A 21,028-nucleotide genomic window follows, 5' to 3' on the forward strand; every position below is an offset into this window, starting at 1 on the left:
CCCCGCCTTCGCGGGGAACAGTCTTAGTCCTCGCGCTGGACCACGACGTCGACGTCGAGTTCCTCGCCACCTTCGCCCAGTCGCGACCCCGCTACCGGCGCCGCACCCACCGCGTCGAGCGCCATTGCCACCCGGACGTAATGCTCCTCAGGGGACATCCCCGTGCACGGATCGAACCCGACCCAGCCGAGCCCGTCGACAAACGCCTCAGCCCAGCCGTGCGGCGTCGGGAGATGCACGACCTCGTGATCGTTGTGATGATAGCCCGACACATACCGCGCGGGCGCGCCGAGCGACCGTGCGGCAACCGCGAACATCTGCGCCATGTCGCGCGGCGTGGCGCTGCCCATGCGGAACGCGGCGGCGGCCGTCCGACCCGGCTCGGGACGTCCGGCGTCGAACGCGAACCGCGCGTGAAATGCCCGGTTCAGCCGATGCAGCGCACCGATCCGGTCGCGCGCGCCCTCGGCGGCATTGGCGGCGAACTTGGCGATTGCCGTATCATGGGCGGTCGCCTCGGTAGCCCTGAGGAACAGCGCGGGGGGAAGCGGTTCGTGCACGCCGTGCAGGACACCGTCGGAATGGCTGGTCAGCACCTCGCCCTTGACGGTGATCTCGATCCCGTCGACCGGCCCTTCGGCATACAGCATCGTCACTGCGTTGCCGAAGCCGTCGCGACCCGGCCGCAGCCGCGCGTCGCAATCGACGTCGATCCGCCACGACGCGACGGTCTGGTCATGCGTGTTCTCAGGCGTCAGCCGGAGCATCTGCACCAGCCGCCCCTGCGGCTGCGCGAAGCGGTAGATCGTGTGATGATCGATCGAAAGGCGCATCAGAGGAACTTGAACTGACGGCCGATCGCGCCGTGCAGCAGCGCGTTTTCAGCGATGAATGCCTGCAGATACTGGTGCAGCCCGGAGGCGATGACCTCACCCGATCGCGTCTTCGCCATTCGCGACGCACGCATCCGGGCCATGCGATCGGCCTCGCCGTGGTTGCCCGTCCGCTTGGCGAGCAGGTTGAGCACGTCGACGGTCTCCTCGACCGATGCCGCCAGACTGCGCGGCAGTTCGGACCGTGCGAGCAGCAGGTCGATGACATCGGCGGGACGAAGCCCGTCATTGTAGAGCCAGCGATAGGCTGTCACCGCGGACACGGTCTGGAGGATCGTCGTCCACTGGTCACGGTCGATCGCGCCGCCGAGCCGTTCGCCCTCGGGCAGCAGGATATGGTATTTGACGTCGAGCAGACGCGCGGTGTTGTCCGCGCGCTCGACTGCCTGGCCGAGGCGGATGAACCATGTCGTCTGGTTGCGGAGCATGCGGTGGACCGCGCCCTCGAACCCGCGCGTCTCGTTCTTGACAGCCTCGACCAGGTTCAGCTGCGATGTCGTGCTGCCGGGCGTTGCACGGTTCTCGAACAGCAGCCATGCGCGGTTGATCGCGGTCCATGCCTCTCGGGTCAGCGCGGTGCGGACCGCCTTGGCATTGTTGCGCGCCATGTCGAGGCAGCGGACGATCGATCCCGGATGGCTCGAATCGAGCGTCAGGAATCGTACGACATCGCGCTGCCCGATCTCGACGCCGGTCGCGGCGAAGGCCTCGTCGGTTTCGGTGACGGCCAACGCGGATGCCCAGGCGGCGTCGCCGGATGGTTGCGACGAGAGCACGTCGAGCCGGACGGTGGCTTCGACCAGCCGGGCGATGAAGTCGGCGCGCTCGAAATAGCGGCCTAGCCAGTAGAGCGAGGATGCGGTGCGCGACAGCATCAGGCGGTCCCGCCGGAGGTTTGCGCGCCCGATGTCTGTGAACCGAGAGTCTGCGTCATGCCGCCCATCGTGTGCGTCATCCCGCCGGCGTTCATCCGTTGCGACTGATCGGCCATAAGGACGAAACTGTCCTTGGTACCGCCGCCCTGGCTGGAATTGACCACGAGTGATCCTTCCTTGAGCGCGACGCGGGTAAGGCCGCCGGGGACAACCTGCACGCCCTTTGAACCGCTCAGCACGAAGGGGCGGAAATCGACGTGGCGCGGGCTGAGGCCCCCTTGCGCCATCGTCGGGACAGTCGACAGGGCTAGCGTCGGTTGCGCGATGTAGCGATGTGGCTCTGCGATAAGCGCGGCGCGGAAATCCTCGATCTCCTGCTTCGATGCGGTCGGACCGACGAGCATGCCGTAGCCTCCCGAACCGTCGACCAGCTTGACGACGACGTCTTCGAGGTTGTCGAGCACGAACTTGAGTGCCTGCGGTTCGCGGCAGCGCCAGGTCTCGACGTTGCGCAGCTTGCACTCGCCGCCTGAGTAGAACTTCACGATGTCGGGCATGTAGCTGTAGATCGCCTTGTCGTCGGCGATGCCGTTGCCCGGCGCGTTCATGATCGCGACGTTGCCGGCCGCGTACGCTGCGATCATACCGGGGACGCCGAGCGCGGAGTCGGGACGGAACACGAGCGGATCAAGATAATCATCGTCGATCCGACGATAGATCACGTCGACCTTCACGCGCCCCGCGATCGTCCGCATCCAGACGATGTCGTCGTCGACCACCAGATCGGCCGCCTCGACAAGTTCGATACCCATCGAATCCGCGAGGAAACTGTGCTCGTAATAGGCCGAGTTATAGTGGCCGGGGGTCAGCAGCACGCAGGTCGGGTTGGAGCCCGTGCCGTGCGGCGCCACCGACTTCATCGTTTCAAGCAGGAGGTCGGGATAGCTGTCGACCGCGGCGACACGGAACTCGCGGAACAGTTCGGGACAGAGCCGGAGCATCGCCTCGCGGTTCTCCAGCATGTAGCTGACACCGGACGGGGTGCGTGCGTTGTCCTCCAGCACGAAGAAATCATCGGGGCCGGTTCGGACGAGGTCGATCCCGCAGATATGCGCCCATACGCCGTGCGGCGGGCGGATACCGGCAATCTCGGGCCGGAACTGCGCGTTGCCGAGCACGAGGTCTTCGGGGAGGATGCCTTCCTTCAGGATACGACGCTCGCCGTAGATGTCGTCGAGGAACGCGTTGATCGCCTCGACGCGCTGAACCAGCCCCTCGGACAGCCGGGTCCACTCATCGTGCAAGAACACACGCGGGACGATATCGAACGGGATGATACGCTCGGCCGCCTCGTTCTCGCCGTAGACCGCGAAGGTGATGCCAAGCTGCCGGAACGTCGTCTCGGCGGCTTCCTGCCGGCGTCGCAGCTCGGCGTCGGGCGTATCCTCGATCCACTTGCCGAGAGCCACCAGTTCGGGCCGGGCGTTCGTGTCGCCAGGTGTGCCCATGATTTCGTCGAACGCTTGTTTCCCCATCGAAACGGTCAATTCCCCATCAAGCGTTGCGGTTCCATGCTGCAACGCATCGCTGCGGCGCACAAGGGTTGAATGTAGCCTGTCGCCACACCCGTCCGTCATCCTGACGAAAGTCAGGATCCAGGGTCATTGACGGTGACACATGGTACTCTGGATCCTGACTTTCGTCAGGATGACGGGATCGGGGGGGCGTCGGTGCGACTTAGACGCCCAGCCCTTCGAGCAGGCCCGGCGTGAGGACTTGCGGGAGGACGGTGGGTTCGGCTGCGCCTGGGGCGTAGTACAAATAGAGCGGAACCCCGGCGCGGTTGTGGGCCTGAATGAAGCGGCCCATCACAGGGTCGCCGTCGGTCCAGTCGCCGATCAGAGCCGCGACCTTGTGCTTGGCGAAGGCGTCGCGGACGCCGGTCGTATCGATCGCTGCCTTCTCGTTGACCTTGCACGTCAGGCACCAGTCGGCGGTGAAGTAGACGAACACCGGACGCTTCTCGGCGCGTAGCGAGGCGAGCTTGGCTTCAGTGAACGGTTCGTCGCCCGCGGTCGCTACTTTCGTAGACACCGGCGGCGCGCGCGAGATCAACACCGCGCTACCAACGAACACGACGAGCAGCAGGACCTGCGCGACGATGCCGAACGACTTGCCCTTGCGCTGGCGGGAGCCACCGATCCACAGCACCGCGCCGACTGCCAGCACCGCGACCAGCGCGAGCGTCAGCGTATCCACGCCGGTCTGTCGCCCAAGCACCCAGCCGAGCGCGATCGCGGTCAGGAACATCGGCACCGACAGGATGTGGCGGAACGTCTCCATCCACGCACCGGGCTTTGGCAGCCAGCGCCGCCACGATGGGATGAACCCGATTGCAAGGAACGGGAGCGACAGCCCGATCCCGAGCCCGCCGAACACGGCGAGCGCCGCCGGCCACGGCAGTACCAAGGCCGCGCCGAGCGCAGCGCCCATGAACGGCCCAGTGCACGGCGTCGCGATGAACGCCGCCAGCGCGCCGGTCGCGAACGCCCCGCTTGCGCCACTCTCACCGGCAAAGCGTGGGGTCGGGACCTCGAACAGCCCGGCGAGGTTGAACCCGATCGCGGTGCTCAGCAGCAGCAGCGCGACGATCGCGCCGGGATGCTGCAACTGGAACGCCCAGCCGACCGCGGATCCGCCTGCGCGCAAGGCCAGGATCGCGCCGCCGAGACCGAGGCATACTAGCACGACGCCCGCAGTGTAAGCCAACGCCTCGCCCCGCGCGTCCTTCTCGCTCGCGCCGCCGCGGGCGAGGCTGAGCGCCTTTAGGCTGAGGATCGGGAACACGCACGGCATGATGTTGAGGATCAGGCCGCCGAGCACTGCGCCCGCGAATGCGATCAGAGCCGTAAGCCAGAGACTCTCGCCGTTCGTGCTGGTCGCGCCGCCGCCAGCCGCTTCGGCCACCGCACCGGGCGTCGCTTTGACGCCGAGCCCCTGCCCGTCGCCTATCCGGAGCACGCCCTCGATCGGTCCGCCAACCTTGGCGTTCGCCGCGACCTTGGTGCTGATCGTCAGCCGGTCGCCGTCCCGCGTGACCGTCTGCGCCGCGCCGTTCTCGATCGCGCCGGTGGTGACCGGGAAGAAATACGCCTTGTCGATCTTCGCGCCCGCCGGGAACGGCACCGCGATCCGCATCGTCCCGTTGCTCGCCGCGTAGGTCGCACCGGCATCGAGCGGCTTGGGGATCGCCTGCCGCCAGCCCGCGAACGCGGCGGCCTGCGATGGCGCGCCGTCGCCGATCGTGAGATCGAGCGACAGCGCCTTCTCCTCGGGCACACAGATCGTCGCCGAGCAGACGAGGTAGCTCGTCTTCAACCGGATCGGGAATTTGGTTCCCGCCGCCAGCCCCGCCGGAACCTGGATCGTCACGAGCGGCGCATACGGCGCCTCGTAGACATAGTTCATCAGCCCCGCGATCAGCAGCGTCGTCGGCACCGGCCATTCGGGCTCGCCCGCCTTCGCGCCCGTCGGCAAGGTCCAGTCGAACGTCGCTGGAAAACCAGCATCGCCGGGGTTGCGCCAATAGCCGTGCCAGCCGGTTTCGGGCGTCGTCGCGAGCGCAATCGTCAGCGGCGCGCCGGCCTTCGGGTGATCGCTTTCGGCGACCAGCTTCATCATCAGATGCTGGCTGGAGCCGTTCAGCGATTCCGCAAGCGCGGGCGCACTCGCCAGCCCGCAGACGGCCAGCAAGACCGTCATCACGGCGCAACGTAATCCGCGCATGGCCATCCTTGTTTCGTTCATCGCGCAAAGCCATAGCGGTGACGATCTCGTATTGCACTTCAAAGCGACGGCCCAGTTTGATGGTCGTCGCTGGCTAAAGGACTGTTCGTGAAAGCACTTATCGCCGCGCTCCTGCTGACTTCGGCCGCTTCGGTCTCCGCCCAGACGGCGCCGCCTCCTGCGGCGACTCCGGCCGCGCCGCCAAAGCTGATCGTCGCGATCTCGGTCGACCAGTTCGCCGCCGACCTGTTCCAGCAATATCGCAACCATTACACCGGCGGTTTCACCCGGCTGCTTAACGGCGCGGTGTTCCCGAGCGGGTATCAGAGCCATGCCGCGACCGAGACGTGCCCCGGCCACTCGACGATCCTGACGGGCATGCGGCCCGCGCATACCGGGATCATCGCCAACAACTGGATCGACCAGCGCGCCGGGCGACCCGACAAGATCGTGTATTGCTCGGAGGACGAGCGCGTCACTGGCAGCACGCACGACAGCTACACCGTGTCCGACATGCATCTGAAGGTGCCGACGCTCGGCGAGATGATGAAGGCGCGCGATCCGCGAACGCGCTCGGTGTCGGTCGCGGGCAAGGATCGCGCGGCGGTGATGATGGGCGGCCACAAGGTCGACGAACTCTGGTGGTGGGACGGCAAGACCTATGTCTCCTATGCCGGTCGCGCGGTGCCGCCGGCGGTGCAGCGGACGCGCGACGCGGTCGCCGCGCTGATCGCCAAGCCGCAGGCGGCGCTCCCCCTGCCCGGCTATTGCGCAGGTGTGAACCATCCGATCGTGATCGCCGGCAAGACCTATGGCCAGGGCCGCTTCGAGCGCGAGGCCGGCGACGCCAAGGGCTTCCGCGTGTCGCCCGCCTCCGACGCCGCGGTGTTCGCGATGGCGGCGGCGCTGGTGCAGGACATGAAGCTCGGCAAGGGTCCGCAGACCGACATCATCGATATCGGCGCGTCGGCGACCGACTATATCGGCCACACCTACGGTACGCAGGGCACCGAGATGTGCATCCAGATGGCGCAACTCGACAAGACGCTCGGCGATTTCTTTGCGGTGATGGACGAGACCGGGGTCGATTACGAGGTCGTGCTGACCGCGGATCACGGCGCGCACGATGCGACCGAGCGCCAGCAGCAGCGCGCGATGCCGATGGAGGCGCACATGGACGAAAACGTGCTGGCCAAGCAGGTCGGCACCGCCATCGCCAAGGACATGGGGCTGCCGGGGAGCGTGCTGCTTGGCACCGAGGGTGACGTCTATATCGACGATACGCTGCCGGAGAAGACGCGCGCGAAGGTGCTCGCCGAGGCGCTGCGCCGGTATCGCGCGCTTCCACAGATTGCGGGGGCGTACTCCGCCGCCGAGATCATGGCGACGCCGATGGCGAAGACTCCGCCCGAGACCTGGACGCTGATCGAACGGGCGCGCGCGTCGTTCTATCCGGAACGGTCGGGGCAGCTGGTGGTGCTGCTCAAGCCGCGCGTGACGACGATCGTGTCACCCGCTGGCGGCTATGTCGAGACGCATGGTTCACCCTGGGACTATGACCGTCGCGTGCCGATCCTGTTCTGGCGCAAGGGGATGACCGGGTTCGAACAGCCGCTGTCGGTGGAGACGGTGGATATCGTGCCGACGCTGGCGGCGACGATCGGGTTGCCGGTGTCGGGGCTGGATGGGCGTTGCCTGGATCTCGATCCGGGCGCGGCGAGCACTTGCTCTAACTGAGCGCGGAGCCCGGGTAAAAGCGTGTTCTCCCGCGAAGGCGGGAGTCCAGTCTGGGCTCCCGCCTTCGCGGGAGAACACGCTTCTGGGTTGGAGCAGTGGTGACGCACCCAGCACGCCACCCCCGCCGCTCGTCACCGGGTCTCGAACGCCCGGAGCCCCGCACCCAACCGGTTCGCGCCGATCGCGAGCTTGTCGTGGCTGAAGTCGATCAGGAACGCCGGGTTGGTGGTGTCGCCGGGCGAGAGGCGCGCGTCGTTGTTCTCGACGCGCAGGCCGGTCGACGGATAGGTCCGCGCCTCCGCCGCGACGACGATCATGCCGGAATGGTTTTCTTTGTCCTTTCCCTGCACGAAGGTGTTGCGCGCGATCAGGCCGGTTGCGCCTTCGGGGAGATCGATCATGTAATTGGTCTTGTGCCCCGCCGTATCGTCGAAGCTGTTGTCGGTGATCGTGACCGTGGGGCTACGCAGCTTGACGTAATGCCCGCCGTTACCGCGCTCGAACCGCGAATTGGTGACGGAGATGCTGCCCTTGTTGTCGAGATAGATCGAGTGCGCACAGCTTGGCGACTGGTCGCACTGGCCAAGCCCCGAGAAGGTCGACCGATCGATCGTGATCCGCTGGTTGGTCGGCTGGCCGCCCAGAATCCCCTCCTGGCTGTTGAGGAACATGGAGTTCGTGACGGTGAGGTCGCCCGACTCTGTGCGGATGCCGGCGCCGTTGCCGTCGGACACGCGGTAGCCGCGGAAGACGAGGCCATCAACCACCGACCCGTTGCCGCGCAGCACCAGCGCCGCCTTGTCCTCGCAGGCGACGCTGTCGAAGATCGCCTTGCCGGGCTGAACCGCCTTGAAGGTAATGTGGCCACCCTGCTGGATCGCGCACTGCCGATAGGTGCCGGGGGCGATCAGGATCGTCGCGGTCCCCATCCGGATCGACGTCACCGCCTCCTGGAGCGTCGCGAACCCCTGCCCGTTGACGGTGAACGGCGCGGTGCCCTGAGCAAAGGCGGGCGCCCCGGCCGGCGCCGCCAGCAACGCCAGCGCAAACAACGATCGTCTCATGGGAAATCCTTTCGCGCGTACCGGGCCCGCCCGGCGCACGGCACCGACGGTAACGCACGGCGTATCAGGTCGCACCGCTCCATGTCAGCCGGTTTGCGTGTCCCGCAATGGCGCAGGCACGGCGTGGTCGACCGCGACCATCAGCCGATTGCCGCCGCACCAACGCGCGGATAGTGTACGCCCGAAACGAAGCCGGCGGGGGGAACCGATCGGCGCGGGGGATCCACATGCACGCCATGACGCCGACGGAGGTTTTCCTCCTCGCGACACTTATCATCTTCACCGTGCCGTATCTGGTGTGGCGGCTTGGGCGGACCGATTACTGGGCGCCGCTGGTGGTGGTGCAGATCTTCGGCGGGATCCTGCTGGGGCCGGGTGTGCTGGGCGCGGCATATCCCGACTATTATGCGACGGTCTTCACGCCCGCGACGCTGGGCTCGCTCAACGGCATCGCGTGGTGGGCGGTGATGATGTTCGTGTGGGTCGCCGGCATCGAACTCGACCTCGGCGAGGCCTGGAAGCGGCGCGGCGAAACCGGCGTCACCGCAGGGCTTGCGCTCGCGGTGCCGCTGATCACGGGCAGCATCGCCGCGGTGCTGATGCTGCGCTATCCGGGCTGGCGGGGGCCGGACGGCGCGACGTGGCAGGTGGTGCTCGGCATCGGCATGGCATGCGCGGTCACCGCGCTGCCGATCCTCGTGCTGTTCCTCGAAAAGCTCGATGTGCTGCGTCAGCCGATCGGCCAACGGATCCTGCGCTATGCCAGCCTCGACGACATCGCGATCTGGGGCGTGCTCGCGCTGATCCTACTCGATTGGGAGCGCGTCGGCCGGCAGGGCGGCTTCCTGGTCGGGTTCGCGATCGCCACGTGTGTCGTGCGCAAGCTGATGGCGCGGATCGAGGAGCACGATCGCTGGTATGTCAGCCTGATCTGGCTCGCCGGCTGCGGGTTCGCGGCGGACTGGGCGGGGCTGCACTTCATGGTCGGCGCGTTCCTGTCGGGCGCGGTGCTCGATTCTAAATGGTTCACGACAGCGAAGATGGACCAGTTCCGCCACTTCGTGCTGCTCGCGGTGATGCCGGTGTTCTTCCTGTCGACCGGGTTGAAGACGCAGTGGGCGGTCGGCGGTTACGCGGTGTTCGGGGCGGCGGCGTTGCTGCTGGTCGCGTCGGTCGGCGGCAAGCTGGCCGGCGTTCACGCCGCCGGGCGGATCCTGAAATGGCGGCCGGGCGAGGCGTCGGCGATCGGCTGGCTGCTTCAGACCAAGGCGCTGATCATGATCATCTTCGTCAACATCCTGCTGGATAAGAAGATCATAACGAATGAGACGTTCACGGCACTACTGCTGATGGCGCTGGCGAGCACGATGCTGACGGTGCCGATCGTTGCGCCGAAGTTGAAGAAGCTGGCGGGGTTGGTGGGGAAGAGCGCCTGAGGGTGACTGCCCCTTCTGCGCCCCTCCCTGGAAGGGAGGGGTTGGGGGTGGGTCGGCCAGCTTGTGCCGCGGTCGTTTCACGATACGGAAGCCTACCCACCCCCCGCCCCTCCCTTCCAGGGAGGGGGGAAGTAGGTCAACCGCCCGCGTTGAGAAGGTCGTGACGTTTCAGGGCGTGGCGGAGTTGGTCGTAGCTCAGGCCTAGCGCCTCGGCGGTGGCGCGTTGGTTGAAGCGATGTTCCGACAGGGCGCGCGAGAGGAGATCGCGTTCGAAGCGGGATACGCGGGACTTGAAATCCGAGGGGCCTTCTTCGCACGCGACGACCGGGTCCTCGCCGTCATCCGGTTCGGCTGCGCGCGGAGCCACAACCATGGGCTTAGGCGCGGTCGAGGCACCAGGCCGGTGTGGCGACTGGAACGGGTCGATCTCGATCGCGTCGATCGGCCCCGCCTGTTCCCAGCGATACACCGCGCGCTCGACGACGTTGCGAAGTTCGCGGACGTTGCCGGGCCAGCGGTATGCGATCAGTGCGTCCATAGCCGCCGGGCCGAAGCCTTCCCAGCGTTCGCGCCCAAGCTCAGACGCCATGCGCCGGCCGAAATGCTCTGCCAGCACCACCACGTCCCCAGTTCGTGCGCGTAGAGGCGGCAGAGTCACCACCTCGAACGACAAGCGGTCGAGCAAATCGGCGCGGAACTCATGTCGGTCAACCTTGTCGGGGAGATGTTCGTTGGTCGCGGCCACGATCCGCACGTCGACGCGCATCGGCCGCGACGAGCCGATCCGGGTGATCTCGCCATATTCGACCGCGCGCAACAGTCGGTCCTGCGCCGCCATCGACAGCGTGCCGAGTTCGTCTAGGAACAACGTGCCCCCATCGGCCTCCTCGAACCGCCCGACCCGCGCCTTGGTCGCACCGGTGAAAGCCCCGGCTTCATGCCCAAACAATTCCGCCTCGATCAACGTCTCGGGCAGCGCCGCGCAGTTCATGATCACCAGCGGCTGATCCCACCGCGGCGACAGGCGGTGGAGGCGTTCAGCGACCAGTTCCTTGCCCGTCCCGCGCTCGCCGATCACCAGCACCGGACGGTCCAGCGCCGCCGCGCGCGATGCGCGTTCGAGCGCCGCCATGAACGTGCCGGACTCGCCGATGACCTGGGTTGTTCGCTCCATGGCGAAGATGTGGCGCGAATTCCCAACTCTTGGCAAGCTTGCGGTAGCACGCCCACCGTCGAAATCGTGCAAACCCCTGCAAACCCGCCATTTTCAAAACTGGCACGAGAGATGCAATGCTTCAGGCAACCCGCCGAATAGCGGAACCAACCAGCCTTAAAGGGGACCCACCATGTTCAACGCCAACATCGCCCGCACCGTCGCCGCCACCCTCTGCACCATCGTCGTCAGCGCAACCTGCGTCCTCGGCGCAGTCGGCCCCGCGATCGCAACCAACGCAACGCCCGTTGCGGTTCATACCGCAATCGTGGCCTAAGACCCCGAAGGCTTAGAGCCTCGGGCCGACCCCTGGAGTAGGATTTACATGGGCATCTTTTCCCGCACCCGCGACATCGTCGCCGCCAACTTCGCCGATCTCATCGAGAAGGCCGAAGATCCGTCGAAGATGATCCGCATGATCATCCTCGAGATGGAGGAAACGCTGGTCGAGGTTCGCGCCTCCGCCGCGCGCACCATCGCCGACCAGAAGGAGATGCGCCGCCATATCTCGAAGCTGGAGCAGCTCCAGGACAACTGGACAGAGAAGGCCGAGCTGGCGCTGAGCAAGGACCGCGAGGATCTCGCCAAGGCAGCCCTGGTCGAGCGCCAGAAGGCATTCGACATGGCCGAGCAGTTGAAGGCCGAGGTCGGCGTACTCGACGATGCGCTTCGGGCTTCCGAAGAGGACATCGCCAAGCTCCAGACCAAGCTCCGCGAGGCGCGCACCAAGCAGAACGCGGTGCAGACCCGACTGGAGAGCGCGAACAATCGCACCCGGCTGCGCGAGATGTACAACGGGCCGAAGACGCACGAGGCGTTCAGCCGCTTCGACATCCTCGACCGCCGCGTCGACGAGGCCGAGGGCCGCGCGGACGCGATGGGGCTCGGGGTCGTCAAGACGCTCGAAGAGGAAATCGCCGAGTTGCGCAGCAACGACAAGGTCGACGCCCAGCTCGCCGCGCTCAAGGCGCGCCTGAAGAAGGACGACTGAGATGGATGATTTCATGCCAGTTCTGGTCTGCGGCATTCTATTCATCGGGCTGCCCTGGGTGATCCTGCACTACATCACCAAGTGGAAGCAGGCACCGCGGATCACCGAAGAGGACGAGCGCCTGCTTGACGAGATGCAGGCGCTCGCACGCCGCCTCGAGGATCGCGTGATGACCGTCGAACGGATCATCGCCGCCGATAACCCCGACTGGAAGCCGGGCCTCGGCACAACGCAGTCGCCGTATCTGTCGGATCGTCAGTCCGAACGCCCATTGGATCGCCCCCTCGATCGGAGGAACTGAAATGTCCGCCAGCCGCACACAATTCTACCTCGATAAGCAGAATGCCAAGTGGAAGGGCGTCTGCGCCGGGATCGCCGACTATACCGGCATCGACGCACTCTTCGTCCGGGTCGGGATGGTCGTACTGACGCTCGCCGGCGGCTTTCCCTGGACACTGCTGGCCTATTGGATGGTCGCCTGGATGGGGCACGCCAAGCCGATCGGCTTATACGAGACGCCTGACGACGCGAAGTTCTGGCAGGGCGTCCGCTCGAACCCGAAACGCTCGACCGCCGAGGTCCGCAGCAAGTTCCGCGACATCGACCGCCGACTCGCCGACATCGAGACGCACTATACCAGCCGCTCAAGCAACAGCCTCGCGGCAGAGATCGACAGCCTGCGCTGAGACGCGGCGTCAACAGGGAGAATATCGATGGATTGGGCTTTGATGATACCGATCGTGGCGATTTCGGTGGGACCGGTCGCTTGGGTTGCGAACAATTGGATCCGCGCCAAGCATGGCTTCGAACCGGAAATGCGTAGCCGCAAACGCGGGCGAGACGGCGATGTCGACGGTGACCGCAAGGTCCTGTTGCTCAGCAACGAGAACGAGCGGTTGACCGGGCAGGTGTCGCGGCTCGAGGAACGGATCGCAGTCCTCGAACGCATCGCCACCGACCCCGCCGAGCGCACTGCCCGCGAGATCGAAGCCCTCCGCGACCGCTGAAGGACATAGATCATGAACAACTTCACGATCTTCCTGCTCGTTTTCATCGTGATCGGCCTTCCTGTCATTCTCGGGATCGGCAGCAGCGTCTTCAAGGACTGGATCAAGCACAAGGAGCGCATGGCAACCGCGCTCAATGCGCAGACCGCCGAGAAGTCCGCGCAATATGCGGCGCACACCGAACGCCTGGAACAGCGGGTGCGGGTCCTCGAACGGATCGTCACCGACCGGGGCATCGGCGTTGCCGACGAGATCGAACGGCTCCGGGCCGATCCACCCTCCCCAGCGCGACCTTTAGAGACGTCGCCAACGCTTACGCTGACGGGCCGCACCGCGAGCCCCGCCGAAGGAGAGACACGATGAACCCCTTTTCGATGGTCGTCTGCATCGTGCTGATCGTGATGGTCGCCAAGGTGCTGACCGCTCGCTACCGCGCGCTGGGCGACGCCCCGGCGAACCCGGTCGACAGCGTCGATGCGCTGCGGCTGCGCGACGAGGTGCAGCAGATGAAGGAGCGCATCCAGGTGTTGGAGCGCGTGATCACCGACAACCACAAGAGCGTCGATCTCGACCGAGAGATCGAGCGGCTCCGCGACCGCTAGGAGGCGGACATGATCGACCCTAACGTCTATATCACCTTGGCGCTGGCGAGCCTTGCGGGGCTGGCGATGATCGTGGCCGGTGGCTTGGCCGGATGGCGCGGATGGCTCTCGCTGCGGCGGCTGGAGCTGGATCATACACAAGACGGTCGGATGCCGATGGCGGTGTCGACCGGGTCGCGGATCGAGATCGCGGATTTGAAGGAGCGGATCAAGAAGCTCGAAGCGATCGCTGCCGGGGTGGATCTTTAGGCCCCCGCCTTCGCGGGGGAACACTGTAGTTGTGGCGCAACACTCGACCCGCTACCGACCGGCACATGCCCACTCTCACCGATATTCGCGAGGAATACGACTTCCTCGAACCCGACGACCGCTACCGCCTGCTGATCGACCTCGGCAAAGAGCTCGAACCGATGCCGGATGCGCTCAAGACCGATGCGACGTTGGTGCGCGGGTGTTCGGCGTCGGTGTGGGTCTATCCGACCACGACCGATGATGGCCGGCTCCACTTTCTCGCGGATTCGAATGCGGCGATCACCAAGGGGATCATCGCGCTGGTGTTGCTGACGGTGCAGGATCAGGCGCCGGGCGCGATCGTCGCTACCGACATCACTGCGGAACTTGCGCCGTTCGATCTGAGCAAGCAACTGAGTTCGAACCGCACGCAGGGTATCCCGAACATGATCGCTCTGATCCGGGAAACGGCCGAGCGGTACGCGGCGTAACGCTAGAACGTGCCCTCACCCTGCCCACGGCAAATGGCCGCGGGCCCTTCCCCCTCCCCTCAAGGGAGAGGGAGAGACGCCGAAGGCGGCGAGGGTGAGGGCACGCTAGAGGGTTCTGTGAGCGTCGCGACGACCTCCTCGGCACCGGCACCCGCCGGCACCAGCATCCACCGGTCCGGCCGAGCGCCATCGACCATCACCACCGCGTTCTTCGGACACACCCCAAGGCACTTGACCTCGACCACCCCGCGATCAGCCTTGCGGCCCTTCTTCACCCCGAGTGCCTGACGCAACAGTTTCACGAGCGGCGTCCGGCCCTTCTCGCCAAACCCGCCATCCAGCTTCTTCGAACACTTGCCGCAAACCAGAATGCTACCCTGCCAGCGACTGGCAAGAACCCGGATCACGCCGGTTTCCACGTCCGCTGATCCTCGGCCGCCTTCAGCACCTCATACGCCGCCTGCACGCCCTGGAACCGCTTGGCCGCATCCTTGTCGTTCGGCCGCACATCCGGATGGTTAGCCTTCGCCATCCGCCGCCACGCGGCGCGCACGTCCTCAAACGTCGCATCGGGTTCGAGATCCAGCACCTCCAGCGCACGCATCTCGTCACGCGACCGGCTGCCGTCGCCCGAGCCAGCCCAGGCATAATGCTTCGGATCGGTGTAGCCGTCAGCCGTGCGCGTTTCCGCCGCCTCCCGCTCGGCCGCTTCCTCCGCGCTCAACCCTTCGAAATAATTCCAGCCGCGGTTATATTCGCCCGCGTGGTTCATGCAGAAGTACCAGCGGTCCGGGCTGTTGGGCGATTTCGGCGCCGGGCAATTACCGGGCTCGTTGCAGCCATGCCGGTCGCACAGCCGGACGGTTACAGCCTCGGAGCTCGCGCCATACTCGCGCCAGCGCGGAAAACCCCAGTCGGAAGATCGTGTCGTGCTTCGAGCCATAGCGGCCCGAGATAGGCGTCCCCGCGAACAACGCAACCGCGCGTGACGACGCCGAGTGAAACTCGTCCGTTCCAACTATCTTCTGCGTCGCAACATTCCGCCTTGAGTCAGCCACCGTTCATCGATTAATGAACATGAACTATTTGTCATGTGGCATGGATAGATGCGTCCGGTGCGGACGTATTCCCAGCCGACACCTTAGCGACAGGAGCACTGGTGCCGACTCTCATTCCAAAGCTTACCACATGGCGCGCGGATCTTCCCGCCTCCGTCGTCGTCGCGCTCGTTGCGCTGCCCCTCTGTCTCGGCGTTGCGCTCGCGTCCGGCGCGCCGCTGTTTGCCGGCATCATTTCCGGCATCGTCGGCGGCATCGCGGTCGGCCTGTTCTCGAAGTCGCCGCTGTCGGTCAGCGGCCCTGCCGCCGGCCTGACCGTCATCGTGCTGACCGCGATCGAGAGCATGCCGAGCTACCAGATGTTCCTTATGGCGGTCGTGCTGTCAGGCGTTCTCCAGATCTGCTTCTCGCTGACCCGCGCCGGCATCCTCAGCGAGTTCGTGCCATCGTCGGTCATCACCGGCATGCTCGCCGCGATCGGCCTGATCCTGATCCTCAAGCAGATCCCGCATGCGGTCGGTTTCGACCGCGAAGCCGTGGGCATATTCGAATTCACCACCGCCAACGGCGTCAACACTTTCTCGCGGATCGTCGACAGTCTCTCTGCCAGCGTGACCCCCGGTGCGATCCTGATCGCCGGCGTCAGCCTCGCCTTCCTGTTCTGGTGGGATGGCGCCAAACCGAAGGACGGCCCGCTGCGCTTCGTCCCCGGCCCGCTCGTCGTCGTACTGATCGGCATCTTCGGCAATATGCTGCTCGGCTTCGTGAAGCCTGACTGGCAGCTCCAGGCGACGCACCTCGTCCAGGTGCCGATCACGCAGACGCTGTCGCAGTTCCCGTCGCTGTTCACCTTCCCCGATTTCTCCGGGATCACGATGGGCATCGTCTGGAGCAGCGCGGTCACGCTCGCGATCGTCGCCAGCCTCGAATCGCTGCTGAGCGTCAAGGCGGTCGACGAGATCGATCCGCGCCGCCGCTCGACCGACAAGAACTGGGAGCTGATGGCGCAGGGCGGCGGCAACATCCTGTCCGGCCTGATCGGTGGCTTGCCCGTCACCTCGGTGATCGTGCGCTCGTCGGCGAACGTCGACGCGAAGGCCGAGAGCAAGATGTCGACGATCCTGCACGGCTTCTGGCTGCTGGTCAGCGTCGCGCTGATCCCAGCGGTGTTGAACCTGATCCCGCTTTCGGCACTCGCCGCGGTGCTGATAGCGACGGGCTACAAGCTGACCAAGCCCAAGCTCTACACCGAGCGTTTCAAGCAGGGCTGGACGCAGTTCATCCCGTTCGTCGTCACGGTGGCTGCGATCCTGTTCACCGACCTGCTCGAAGGCATCGTCATCGGCTTGGCGGTGGGTTTCGTGTTCGTCGTCGCGCGCAACTTCCGCACCGCGATCACCTTCGCCTGCGACGACGAGGATTGCCTCGTCCGGGCGCGACGCAATCTGTATTTCATCCATAAATACGAGTTGCAGAAGTCGCTCGCCAAGGTGCCCGACAACGCGAACCTGCTGATCGACCTGTCGTCGACCAGCTATGTCGATCTCGACAACGTCGACATCATCAACGCGTTCATCAAGGGCGCCGCGTATCGTGGCATCACCGTGCTCATCCGCGGCGATCTCGCGCTGCGCACAGTCAAGCTGATCAACGCCCCCCAGACCGAGGTCCGTTTCGCATGAGGCAGTACAAACAGCTCCTGCTCGCCAACAAGGCGTGGTCGGCCGAGATCATCGAGGAAAGCGCGGATTTCTTCCAGCGCCAGCTAGTCGGACAGAACCCGGAGTTCCTGTGGATCGGCTGTTCGGACAGCCGGGTCAGCCCGGAACAGATGACGATGACGCCGCCGGGCAACATGTTCATCCACCGCAACATCGCCAACCTCGTCAACGACGACGACATGAACCTGATGTCGGTGCTGCAATATGCGGTCGACGTGCTCGGCGTGCGGCACATCATCATATGCGGCCATTATGCGTGCGGCGGGATCCGCGCGACGCTCGACGGCGGCACGACGGGTCCGGTCGACGACTGGCTCTCGACCGCGCGCTGCGTGCTGCACGACCATGCCGACGAGATCGACGCGCAGCCCGACCGCGAGCAGAAGGTCAACCGGCTGGTCGAGGTCAACGTCCGCGACCAGCTTCTCCGCCTCGCGCGCACCAAGACGATCCAGGGCGCGTTCGCGCGGGGGCAGGAGGTGCTGCTCCACGGCTGGGTCTACGACATCCGCGACGGGCTGATCAAACCGATGATGGAGATCGATTCGACGACGGTTCTCGAAGACGTCGGCCGGCCGGACAAGGTGCTGGTTTAAAGCTAACTCCCTCCCAACGGTTGTTGGGAGGGAGTTAGCTAAAAGTCACGATCCGCGCCGCGCCGATTCCGGCAGGAGAAACTTGATGCGGCTCGTCGTGGCACCACAACCGAGGCCTCCGTCGGGCCGATAAGTCTTGGCATATTTCGCCATCGTGAAGAATTTGGTCCCCGCTTCGGAGAAGATGAACGGCGGATAGCTCAACAGCGCGCGCTGGTTGACGACGTTGCCATCCGCGCCGATGTCGTACTGAACCTGGGTCCAGCCTTCGAAACCCCATCGCTGGGCTTCCATCGGGAACGCTTCCGATCCGGGCTTGGATACCATCTTGGGTGGTGCATCCATGATCGCACACTGGTTCGCCGTCAGGCCACTGGAGGCGAACGTCGCGCGCGCCGCGTCGATCTGACCGTTGCGTTCCTCGATCGACGCGATCCGGATCAGCGCACCGACGCGGAGCGGATCGTTCGGCCGCAACGCCTTGTCGTCCGCCACTTGCCGAAGCGTGACGACCGCCGTGTCGTTCTTCTCGGACTTTCGCGTCCGTGCGACGGCGCCATCGACCATGATCAGCCGGATCGCCGCTCGCGCCTGAGGATCGTTCGCATAGACGGGTTCCGATACCATCGGCGTCAGCGTGCGCTCAAAGACACCCGGCTTCCAGATATCGGTGACCGCATCGACGCGTCCTGGCAAATCGAAGGTTAGTCGCGCACTCGGGGGCGCATCATTGGCCTTCGCGATCGCCAGAGCGCGTGCGTACAGTGCAGCCCGCTCTTCGCGCGCGACGGTCGGATTGCTCGTCAGCCGGTAGATGGCGGCGAGCGTGCGCAAACCGTCAGGCGACTGGGCCGTCGCCGAAGCGAGTTCGGCCCGCTGCCCCGCGAGCGCTGCCGCCTGCGGCCCTACCGGTTCGGGCGCTACCGTGACGCCCTTGCTGGAGAGCCATTGCTCCAACACACCATCCAACCCGTCGCCGATCGACGGCCGCTGGAACGCGGTCGAACAGCGCATCTCGACCCGCACGTGATAGCGATAGAACGCCGGAATCGCCTGGACCTTTTCGGCAGGCCACGACCACCCCTTGACCGCACGCGCGAACTCCAGCGCGACTTGACCGCCACCGGCAGCGTAGATCGGCACCGCTTGGTCGATCGTGCCGTCGGATGCGATGTTGAACTCGACCACCGCGACGTCCTGCGGCTTGAGACCGGCATCGCCGCCACAATCCGGCGAGCGCATCTCCGCGGCGGGATCGAACGAACCTTTCACCATGCGTCCTGCACCGGTATAGGCCATGTACCGCCGTGCCTCTTCCGCATTGCCCCCCAGCAGGAACGCAATCGCGGCGTCGGACCGTGCCGAGGCGTCCATGATATCGACCTTGTCCGTTTCGAGGCCGCCGAGAAGCCTGATCGCCTGCAACGCGCTCGCACGGGCGCCGGCGATATCGCCAGTATTGAGTTTCAGGAGGGTCCGCTCGCGCGCGAACCGCGCGGCTACGCTCTTCTCGAGCTTCGACTTGGCGATCAGCGTGTCGCTTCGTGCCAAAGTGGCGGCTGCTGCAGTGGGATCTATGAAAATCTGCGCGGTCGCCAACGCCAGCATCGCGCCCAGCTTGTCCCCCGTGGTGATGGCACTCGCCTCTGCCTGCTGCAGCGCGGTCACGGCGCCCGCGTAATCGAGCGTGTCGGTCGCGACCTGGCCCAGGATCAGGAACGCGCGCGTCCGATCCTCCGCGAGACTGGCGTCGTCCGCCGGAAGCAAGGCGAGCCCTGCGCGTGCGGCTTTCACCGATTCGTCGGCGCGGTTCAGCGCGAACAGCGTCGGCGCCTTCCGGACCAGTACGATGCCGCGACTGCGCGACCCGGCCTTGGTCCGTGTTTCCAGCTTTTCCCAGGCCGCCAGTGACGCCTTGCGATCGGGCCTGGCATCCAGCGCGGTTGCTGCATCGAAGTCTTGCTGGACCGTCGTCGACGGCGGCGGCGTCTGCGCGCCTACAGGCACAAGCCCGCCTGACATCGTCAACACACCTGCACCCAACAGCGCGATCGTCTTGATCCGCATCACTTCCCCCACGTCGCACCCCGCATCATTTGCGTGCAGTCTGCTACGGTTCGGGAAAGGATGCCAGAGGGTCTGTAAGCCGGGTTCTGTCCATTTCCGACCCTTCGGTCGAAAGTTAGGCGACCATTCCTCTAGGACGACGGTTGCCCGCCGCCTCAAGCAATCAACCCGGGTGACGAGCCGAAACGAAGCCCATGTGCCACCCCTATTCGATCTTGCTCCCGGTGGGGTTTGCCGTGCCGCCCCTGTTACCAGGCGCGCGGTGCGCTCTTACCGCACCCTTTCACTCTGACCGCCCCGACCGAAGCCGAGGGTTGGCCGTCTGCTCTCTGTGGCACTTTCCCTGAGGTCACCCTCGCCGGGCGTTACCCGGCACCGTTGTTTCGCGGAGCCCGGACTTTCCTCGCGTGTCCTGAGACACCCGCGGCCGCCCGACCCTCTGGCGAGGCGAGCCCTAGCGCGGGTGCGGGCGATGCACCACCGTTTTCGTGGCCAACCGGTGATGCCTTCCCCAACGCTCTCCCCTCCCCGAAAAGGCAGGGGAGAAAGACGTCAGTCGTCGCCCATCGGTTTCGGCAGCAACAACGCCAGCAGGATGCACCGGCATTCCGTATCGACCTCGCCATCGACCAGTTCGGGACGGAAGCGCCGCTGGAACGCCATCGTCGCGGCCATCCGGTTCTCGACGTCATAGCCGAAGCGTTCGAGTGCGAGGCAGAAGCCGCCCTCGGTCCAGCCGGGGTCCATCAGGTTCTTGGTCGGCCGTGGCAATGCCAGTCGCCGCCGTGCCAGTTCGTGCCACGGAAACAGCTCGCCCGGATCGCGTTTGCGCGTTGGCGCGATATCGGAGTGGCCGACGATGTTGCCCCGCGTGATCTCGTGGCGGTCCTTGATCTCGGCGACCAGTGCAACGACCGACGCGATCTGCTCGGGCGGGAACGGGCGATAGCCGAACTCGTGACCCGGATTGACGATCTCGATGCCGATGCTCGCGGAATTGACGTCCTCGATCCCGCGCCAGTGCGATTTGCCCGCATGCCATGCGCGCTGATCCTCGGCGACCATCCGCAGAACCGTGCCATCCTCTTCGACCAGGTAATGCGACGACACCTTCGCCTCGGGATCGCGCAGCCGCGCGATCGCCGATGCGCCGTCCTTCATGCCGGTATAATGCAGCACGATCATCGTGATGGGCAGCGTGCGATCGTCGAAATTGGGTGACGGCGTCTCGATGAACTTCAAGCCAGCTTCCCTTCGAGC

23 protein-coding genes and 1 other RNA gene are annotated in these 21,028 nt (G+C 65.5%); 13 read left to right on the forward strand and 11 right to left on the reverse strand.

The genetic code is table 11. The features are described from left to right. Nucleotides 1-23: 23 nt before the first annotated feature. From C8J43_RS13690 to C8J43_RS13705, 4 genes are all read right to left on the reverse strand, one after another. Nucleotides 24-833: a transglutaminase family protein gene (locus C8J43_RS13690; protein ID WP_133031341.1), complete on the reverse strand. Its 810-nt coding sequence runs from the start codon at nucleotides 831-833 to the stop codon at nucleotides 24-26. Further along, nucleotides 833-1,768, reverse strand: a complete 936-nt coding sequence (locus C8J43_RS13695; RefSeq protein WP_056048449.1) for an alpha-E domain-containing protein — start codon at nucleotides 1,766-1,768, stop codon at nucleotides 833-835. The genes C8J43_RS13690 and C8J43_RS13695 overlap by 1 nt, the downstream gene beginning before the upstream one ends. Next, nucleotides 1,768-3,303 carry a circularly permuted type 2 ATP-grasp protein gene (locus C8J43_RS13700; RefSeq protein WP_133031342.1) on the reverse strand — a complete coding sequence of 512 codons (1,536 nt, stop codon included), beginning with the start codon at nucleotides 3,301-3,303 and terminating at the stop codon, nucleotides 1,768-1,770. Before C8J43_RS13700 ends, C8J43_RS13695 begins: the two co-directional genes overlap by 1 nt. 202 nt (nucleotides 3,304-3,505) lie before the next feature. After that, a complete protein-coding gene (locus C8J43_RS13705) occupies nucleotides 3,506-5,554 on the reverse strand; it encodes a protein-disulfide reductase DsbD domain-containing protein (protein WP_207893391.1) in 2,049 nt (682 codons plus the stop codon). Nucleotides 5,555-5,662: 108 nt separating this feature from the next. Here C8J43_RS13705 and C8J43_RS13710 point away from each other — a divergent pair, with 108 nt between their 5' ends. Beyond that, complete coding sequence (locus tag C8J43_RS13710; RefSeq protein ID WP_133031344.1) at nucleotides 5,663-7,291, forward strand: alkaline phosphatase family protein; 1,629 nt, start codon at nucleotides 5,663-5,665, stop codon at nucleotides 7,289-7,291. A 131-nt stretch (nucleotides 7,292-7,422) separates the two neighbouring features. On the opposite strand, the gene C8J43_RS13715 is transcribed toward C8J43_RS13710, so the two are convergent. Further along, a complete protein-coding gene (locus C8J43_RS13715) occupies nucleotides 7,423-8,355 on the reverse strand; it encodes a right-handed parallel beta-helix repeat-containing protein (RefSeq protein WP_133031345.1) in 933 nt (310 codons plus the stop codon). A 227-nt stretch (nucleotides 8,356-8,582) separates the two neighbouring features. Here C8J43_RS13715 and C8J43_RS13720 point away from each other — a divergent pair, with 227 nt between their 5' ends. Beyond that, nucleotides 8,583-9,791, forward strand: coding sequence for a cation:proton antiporter (locus C8J43_RS13720; protein ID WP_133031346.1), 1,209 nt, complete (start codon nucleotides 8,583-8,585; stop codon nucleotides 9,789-9,791). Nucleotides 9,792-9,927: 136 nt separating this feature from the next. On the opposite strand, the gene pspF is transcribed toward C8J43_RS13720, so the two are convergent. Further along, a complete protein-coding gene (gene pspF / locus C8J43_RS13725; protein WP_056048432.1) occupies nucleotides 9,928-10,965 on the reverse strand; it encodes a phage shock protein operon transcriptional activator in 1,038 nt (345 codons plus the stop codon). Nucleotides 10,966-11,137: 172 nt separating this feature from the next. Between pspF and C8J43_RS21915 the strand changes: the two genes are divergently transcribed. The 9 genes from C8J43_RS21915 (at nucleotide 11,138) to C8J43_RS13765 (ending at nucleotide 14,326) form a co-directional block, all read left to right on the forward strand. Next, entirely contained in the window at nucleotides 11,138-11,281 is a 144-nt protein-coding gene (locus tag C8J43_RS21915; protein ID WP_165899629.1) for a hypothetical protein, read from the forward strand. 48 nt (nucleotides 11,282-11,329) lie between these two features. Next, on the forward strand, nucleotides 11,330-11,995 hold the full coding sequence (gene pspA, locus C8J43_RS13730; RefSeq protein WP_056048430.1) for a phage shock protein PspA: 666 nt from the start codon (nucleotides 11,330-11,332) through the stop codon (nucleotides 11,993-11,995). A 1-nt stretch (nucleotide 11,996) separates the two neighbouring features. Further along, nucleotides 11,997-12,296 carry an envelope stress response membrane protein PspB gene (gene pspB / locus C8J43_RS13735; RefSeq protein ID WP_056048427.1) on the forward strand — a complete coding sequence of 100 codons (300 nt, stop codon included), beginning with the start codon at nucleotides 11,997-11,999 and terminating at the stop codon, nucleotides 12,294-12,296. Between the two features lies 1 nt (nucleotide 12,297). Further along, nucleotides 12,298-12,681, forward strand: a complete 384-nt coding sequence (gene pspC, locus C8J43_RS13740) for an envelope stress response membrane protein PspC (protein WP_056048424.1) — start codon at nucleotides 12,298-12,300, stop codon at nucleotides 12,679-12,681. Between the two features lie 42 nt (nucleotides 12,682-12,723). Further along, on the forward strand, nucleotides 12,724-13,002 hold the full coding sequence (locus C8J43_RS13745) for a hypothetical protein (protein ID WP_231420318.1): 279 nt from the start codon (nucleotides 12,724-12,726) through the stop codon (nucleotides 13,000-13,002). Nucleotides 13,003-13,014: 12 nt separating this feature from the next. After that, nucleotides 13,015-13,365, forward strand: coding sequence for a hypothetical protein (locus tag C8J43_RS13750; protein WP_327196539.1), 351 nt, complete (start codon nucleotides 13,015-13,017; stop codon nucleotides 13,363-13,365). After that, entirely contained in the window at nucleotides 13,362-13,604 is a 243-nt protein-coding gene (locus C8J43_RS13755; RefSeq protein ID WP_056048416.1) for a hypothetical protein, read from the forward strand. Before C8J43_RS13750 ends, C8J43_RS13755 begins: the two co-directional genes overlap by 4 nt. A 9-nt stretch (nucleotides 13,605-13,613) precedes the next feature. Continuing rightward, nucleotides 13,614-13,853, forward strand: a complete 240-nt coding sequence (locus C8J43_RS13760) for a hypothetical protein (protein WP_056048413.1) — start codon at nucleotides 13,614-13,616, stop codon at nucleotides 13,851-13,853. 65 nt (nucleotides 13,854-13,918) lie between these two features. Then, the gene (locus tag C8J43_RS13765) at nucleotides 13,919-14,326 is read left to right on the forward strand and encodes a SufE family protein (RefSeq protein ID WP_133031347.1); all 408 of its coding nucleotides are present in this window, start codon (nucleotides 13,919-13,921) and stop codon (nucleotides 14,324-14,326) included. Nucleotides 14,327-14,385: 59 nt separating this feature from the next. On the opposite strand, the gene C8J43_RS13770 is transcribed toward C8J43_RS13765, so the two are convergent. After that, nucleotides 14,386-14,733 (reverse strand): (2Fe-2S) ferredoxin domain-containing protein, encoded by a 348-nt coding sequence (locus C8J43_RS13770; RefSeq protein ID WP_243645571.1) that lies wholly within the window; start codon nucleotides 14,731-14,733, stop codon nucleotides 14,386-14,388. Further along, a complete protein-coding gene (locus tag C8J43_RS13775) occupies nucleotides 14,730-15,269 on the reverse strand; it encodes a J domain-containing protein (protein ID WP_133031348.1) in 540 nt (179 codons plus the stop codon). The genes C8J43_RS13770 and C8J43_RS13775 overlap by 4 nt, the downstream gene beginning before the upstream one ends. A 216-nt stretch (nucleotides 15,270-15,485) precedes the next feature. Here C8J43_RS13775 and C8J43_RS13780 point away from each other — a divergent pair, with 216 nt between their 5' ends. After that, the gene (locus tag C8J43_RS13780; RefSeq protein WP_133031349.1) at nucleotides 15,486-17,066 is read left to right on the forward strand and encodes a SulP family inorganic anion transporter; all 1,581 of its coding nucleotides are present in this window, start codon (nucleotides 15,486-15,488) and stop codon (nucleotides 17,064-17,066) included. Further along, nucleotides 17,063-17,701 carry a carbonic anhydrase gene (locus tag C8J43_RS13785; RefSeq protein ID WP_133031350.1) on the forward strand — a complete coding sequence of 213 codons (639 nt, stop codon included), beginning with the start codon at nucleotides 17,063-17,065 and terminating at the stop codon, nucleotides 17,699-17,701. The genes C8J43_RS13780 and C8J43_RS13785 overlap by 4 nt, the downstream gene beginning before the upstream one ends. A 45-nt stretch (nucleotides 17,702-17,746) precedes the next feature. Here C8J43_RS13785 and C8J43_RS13790 read toward each other — a convergent pair whose 3' ends face one another. The 3 genes from C8J43_RS13790 to C8J43_RS13800 form a co-directional block, all read right to left on the reverse strand. Further along, nucleotides 17,747-19,768, reverse strand: a complete 2,022-nt coding sequence (locus C8J43_RS13790; protein ID WP_133031351.1) for a hypothetical protein — start codon at nucleotides 19,766-19,768, stop codon at nucleotides 17,747-17,749. Between the two features lie 59 nt (nucleotides 19,769-19,827). Continuing rightward, an RNA gene (rnpB, locus tag C8J43_RS13795) (RNase P RNA component class A) lies at nucleotides 19,828-20,211 on the reverse strand. A gap of 109 nt (nucleotides 20,212-20,320) precedes the next feature. After that, complete coding sequence (locus C8J43_RS13800; RefSeq protein WP_133031352.1) at nucleotides 20,321-21,010, reverse strand: N-acetylmuramoyl-L-alanine amidase; 690 nt, start codon at nucleotides 21,008-21,010, stop codon at nucleotides 20,321-20,323. Nucleotides 21,011-21,028: the final 18 nt, after the last annotated feature.

It is taken from the genome of Sphingomonas sp. PP-CE-1G-424, assembly GCF_004341085.1.
Taxonomy (GTDB): Bacteria; Pseudomonadota; Alphaproteobacteria; order Sphingomonadales; family Sphingomonadaceae; genus Sphingomonas.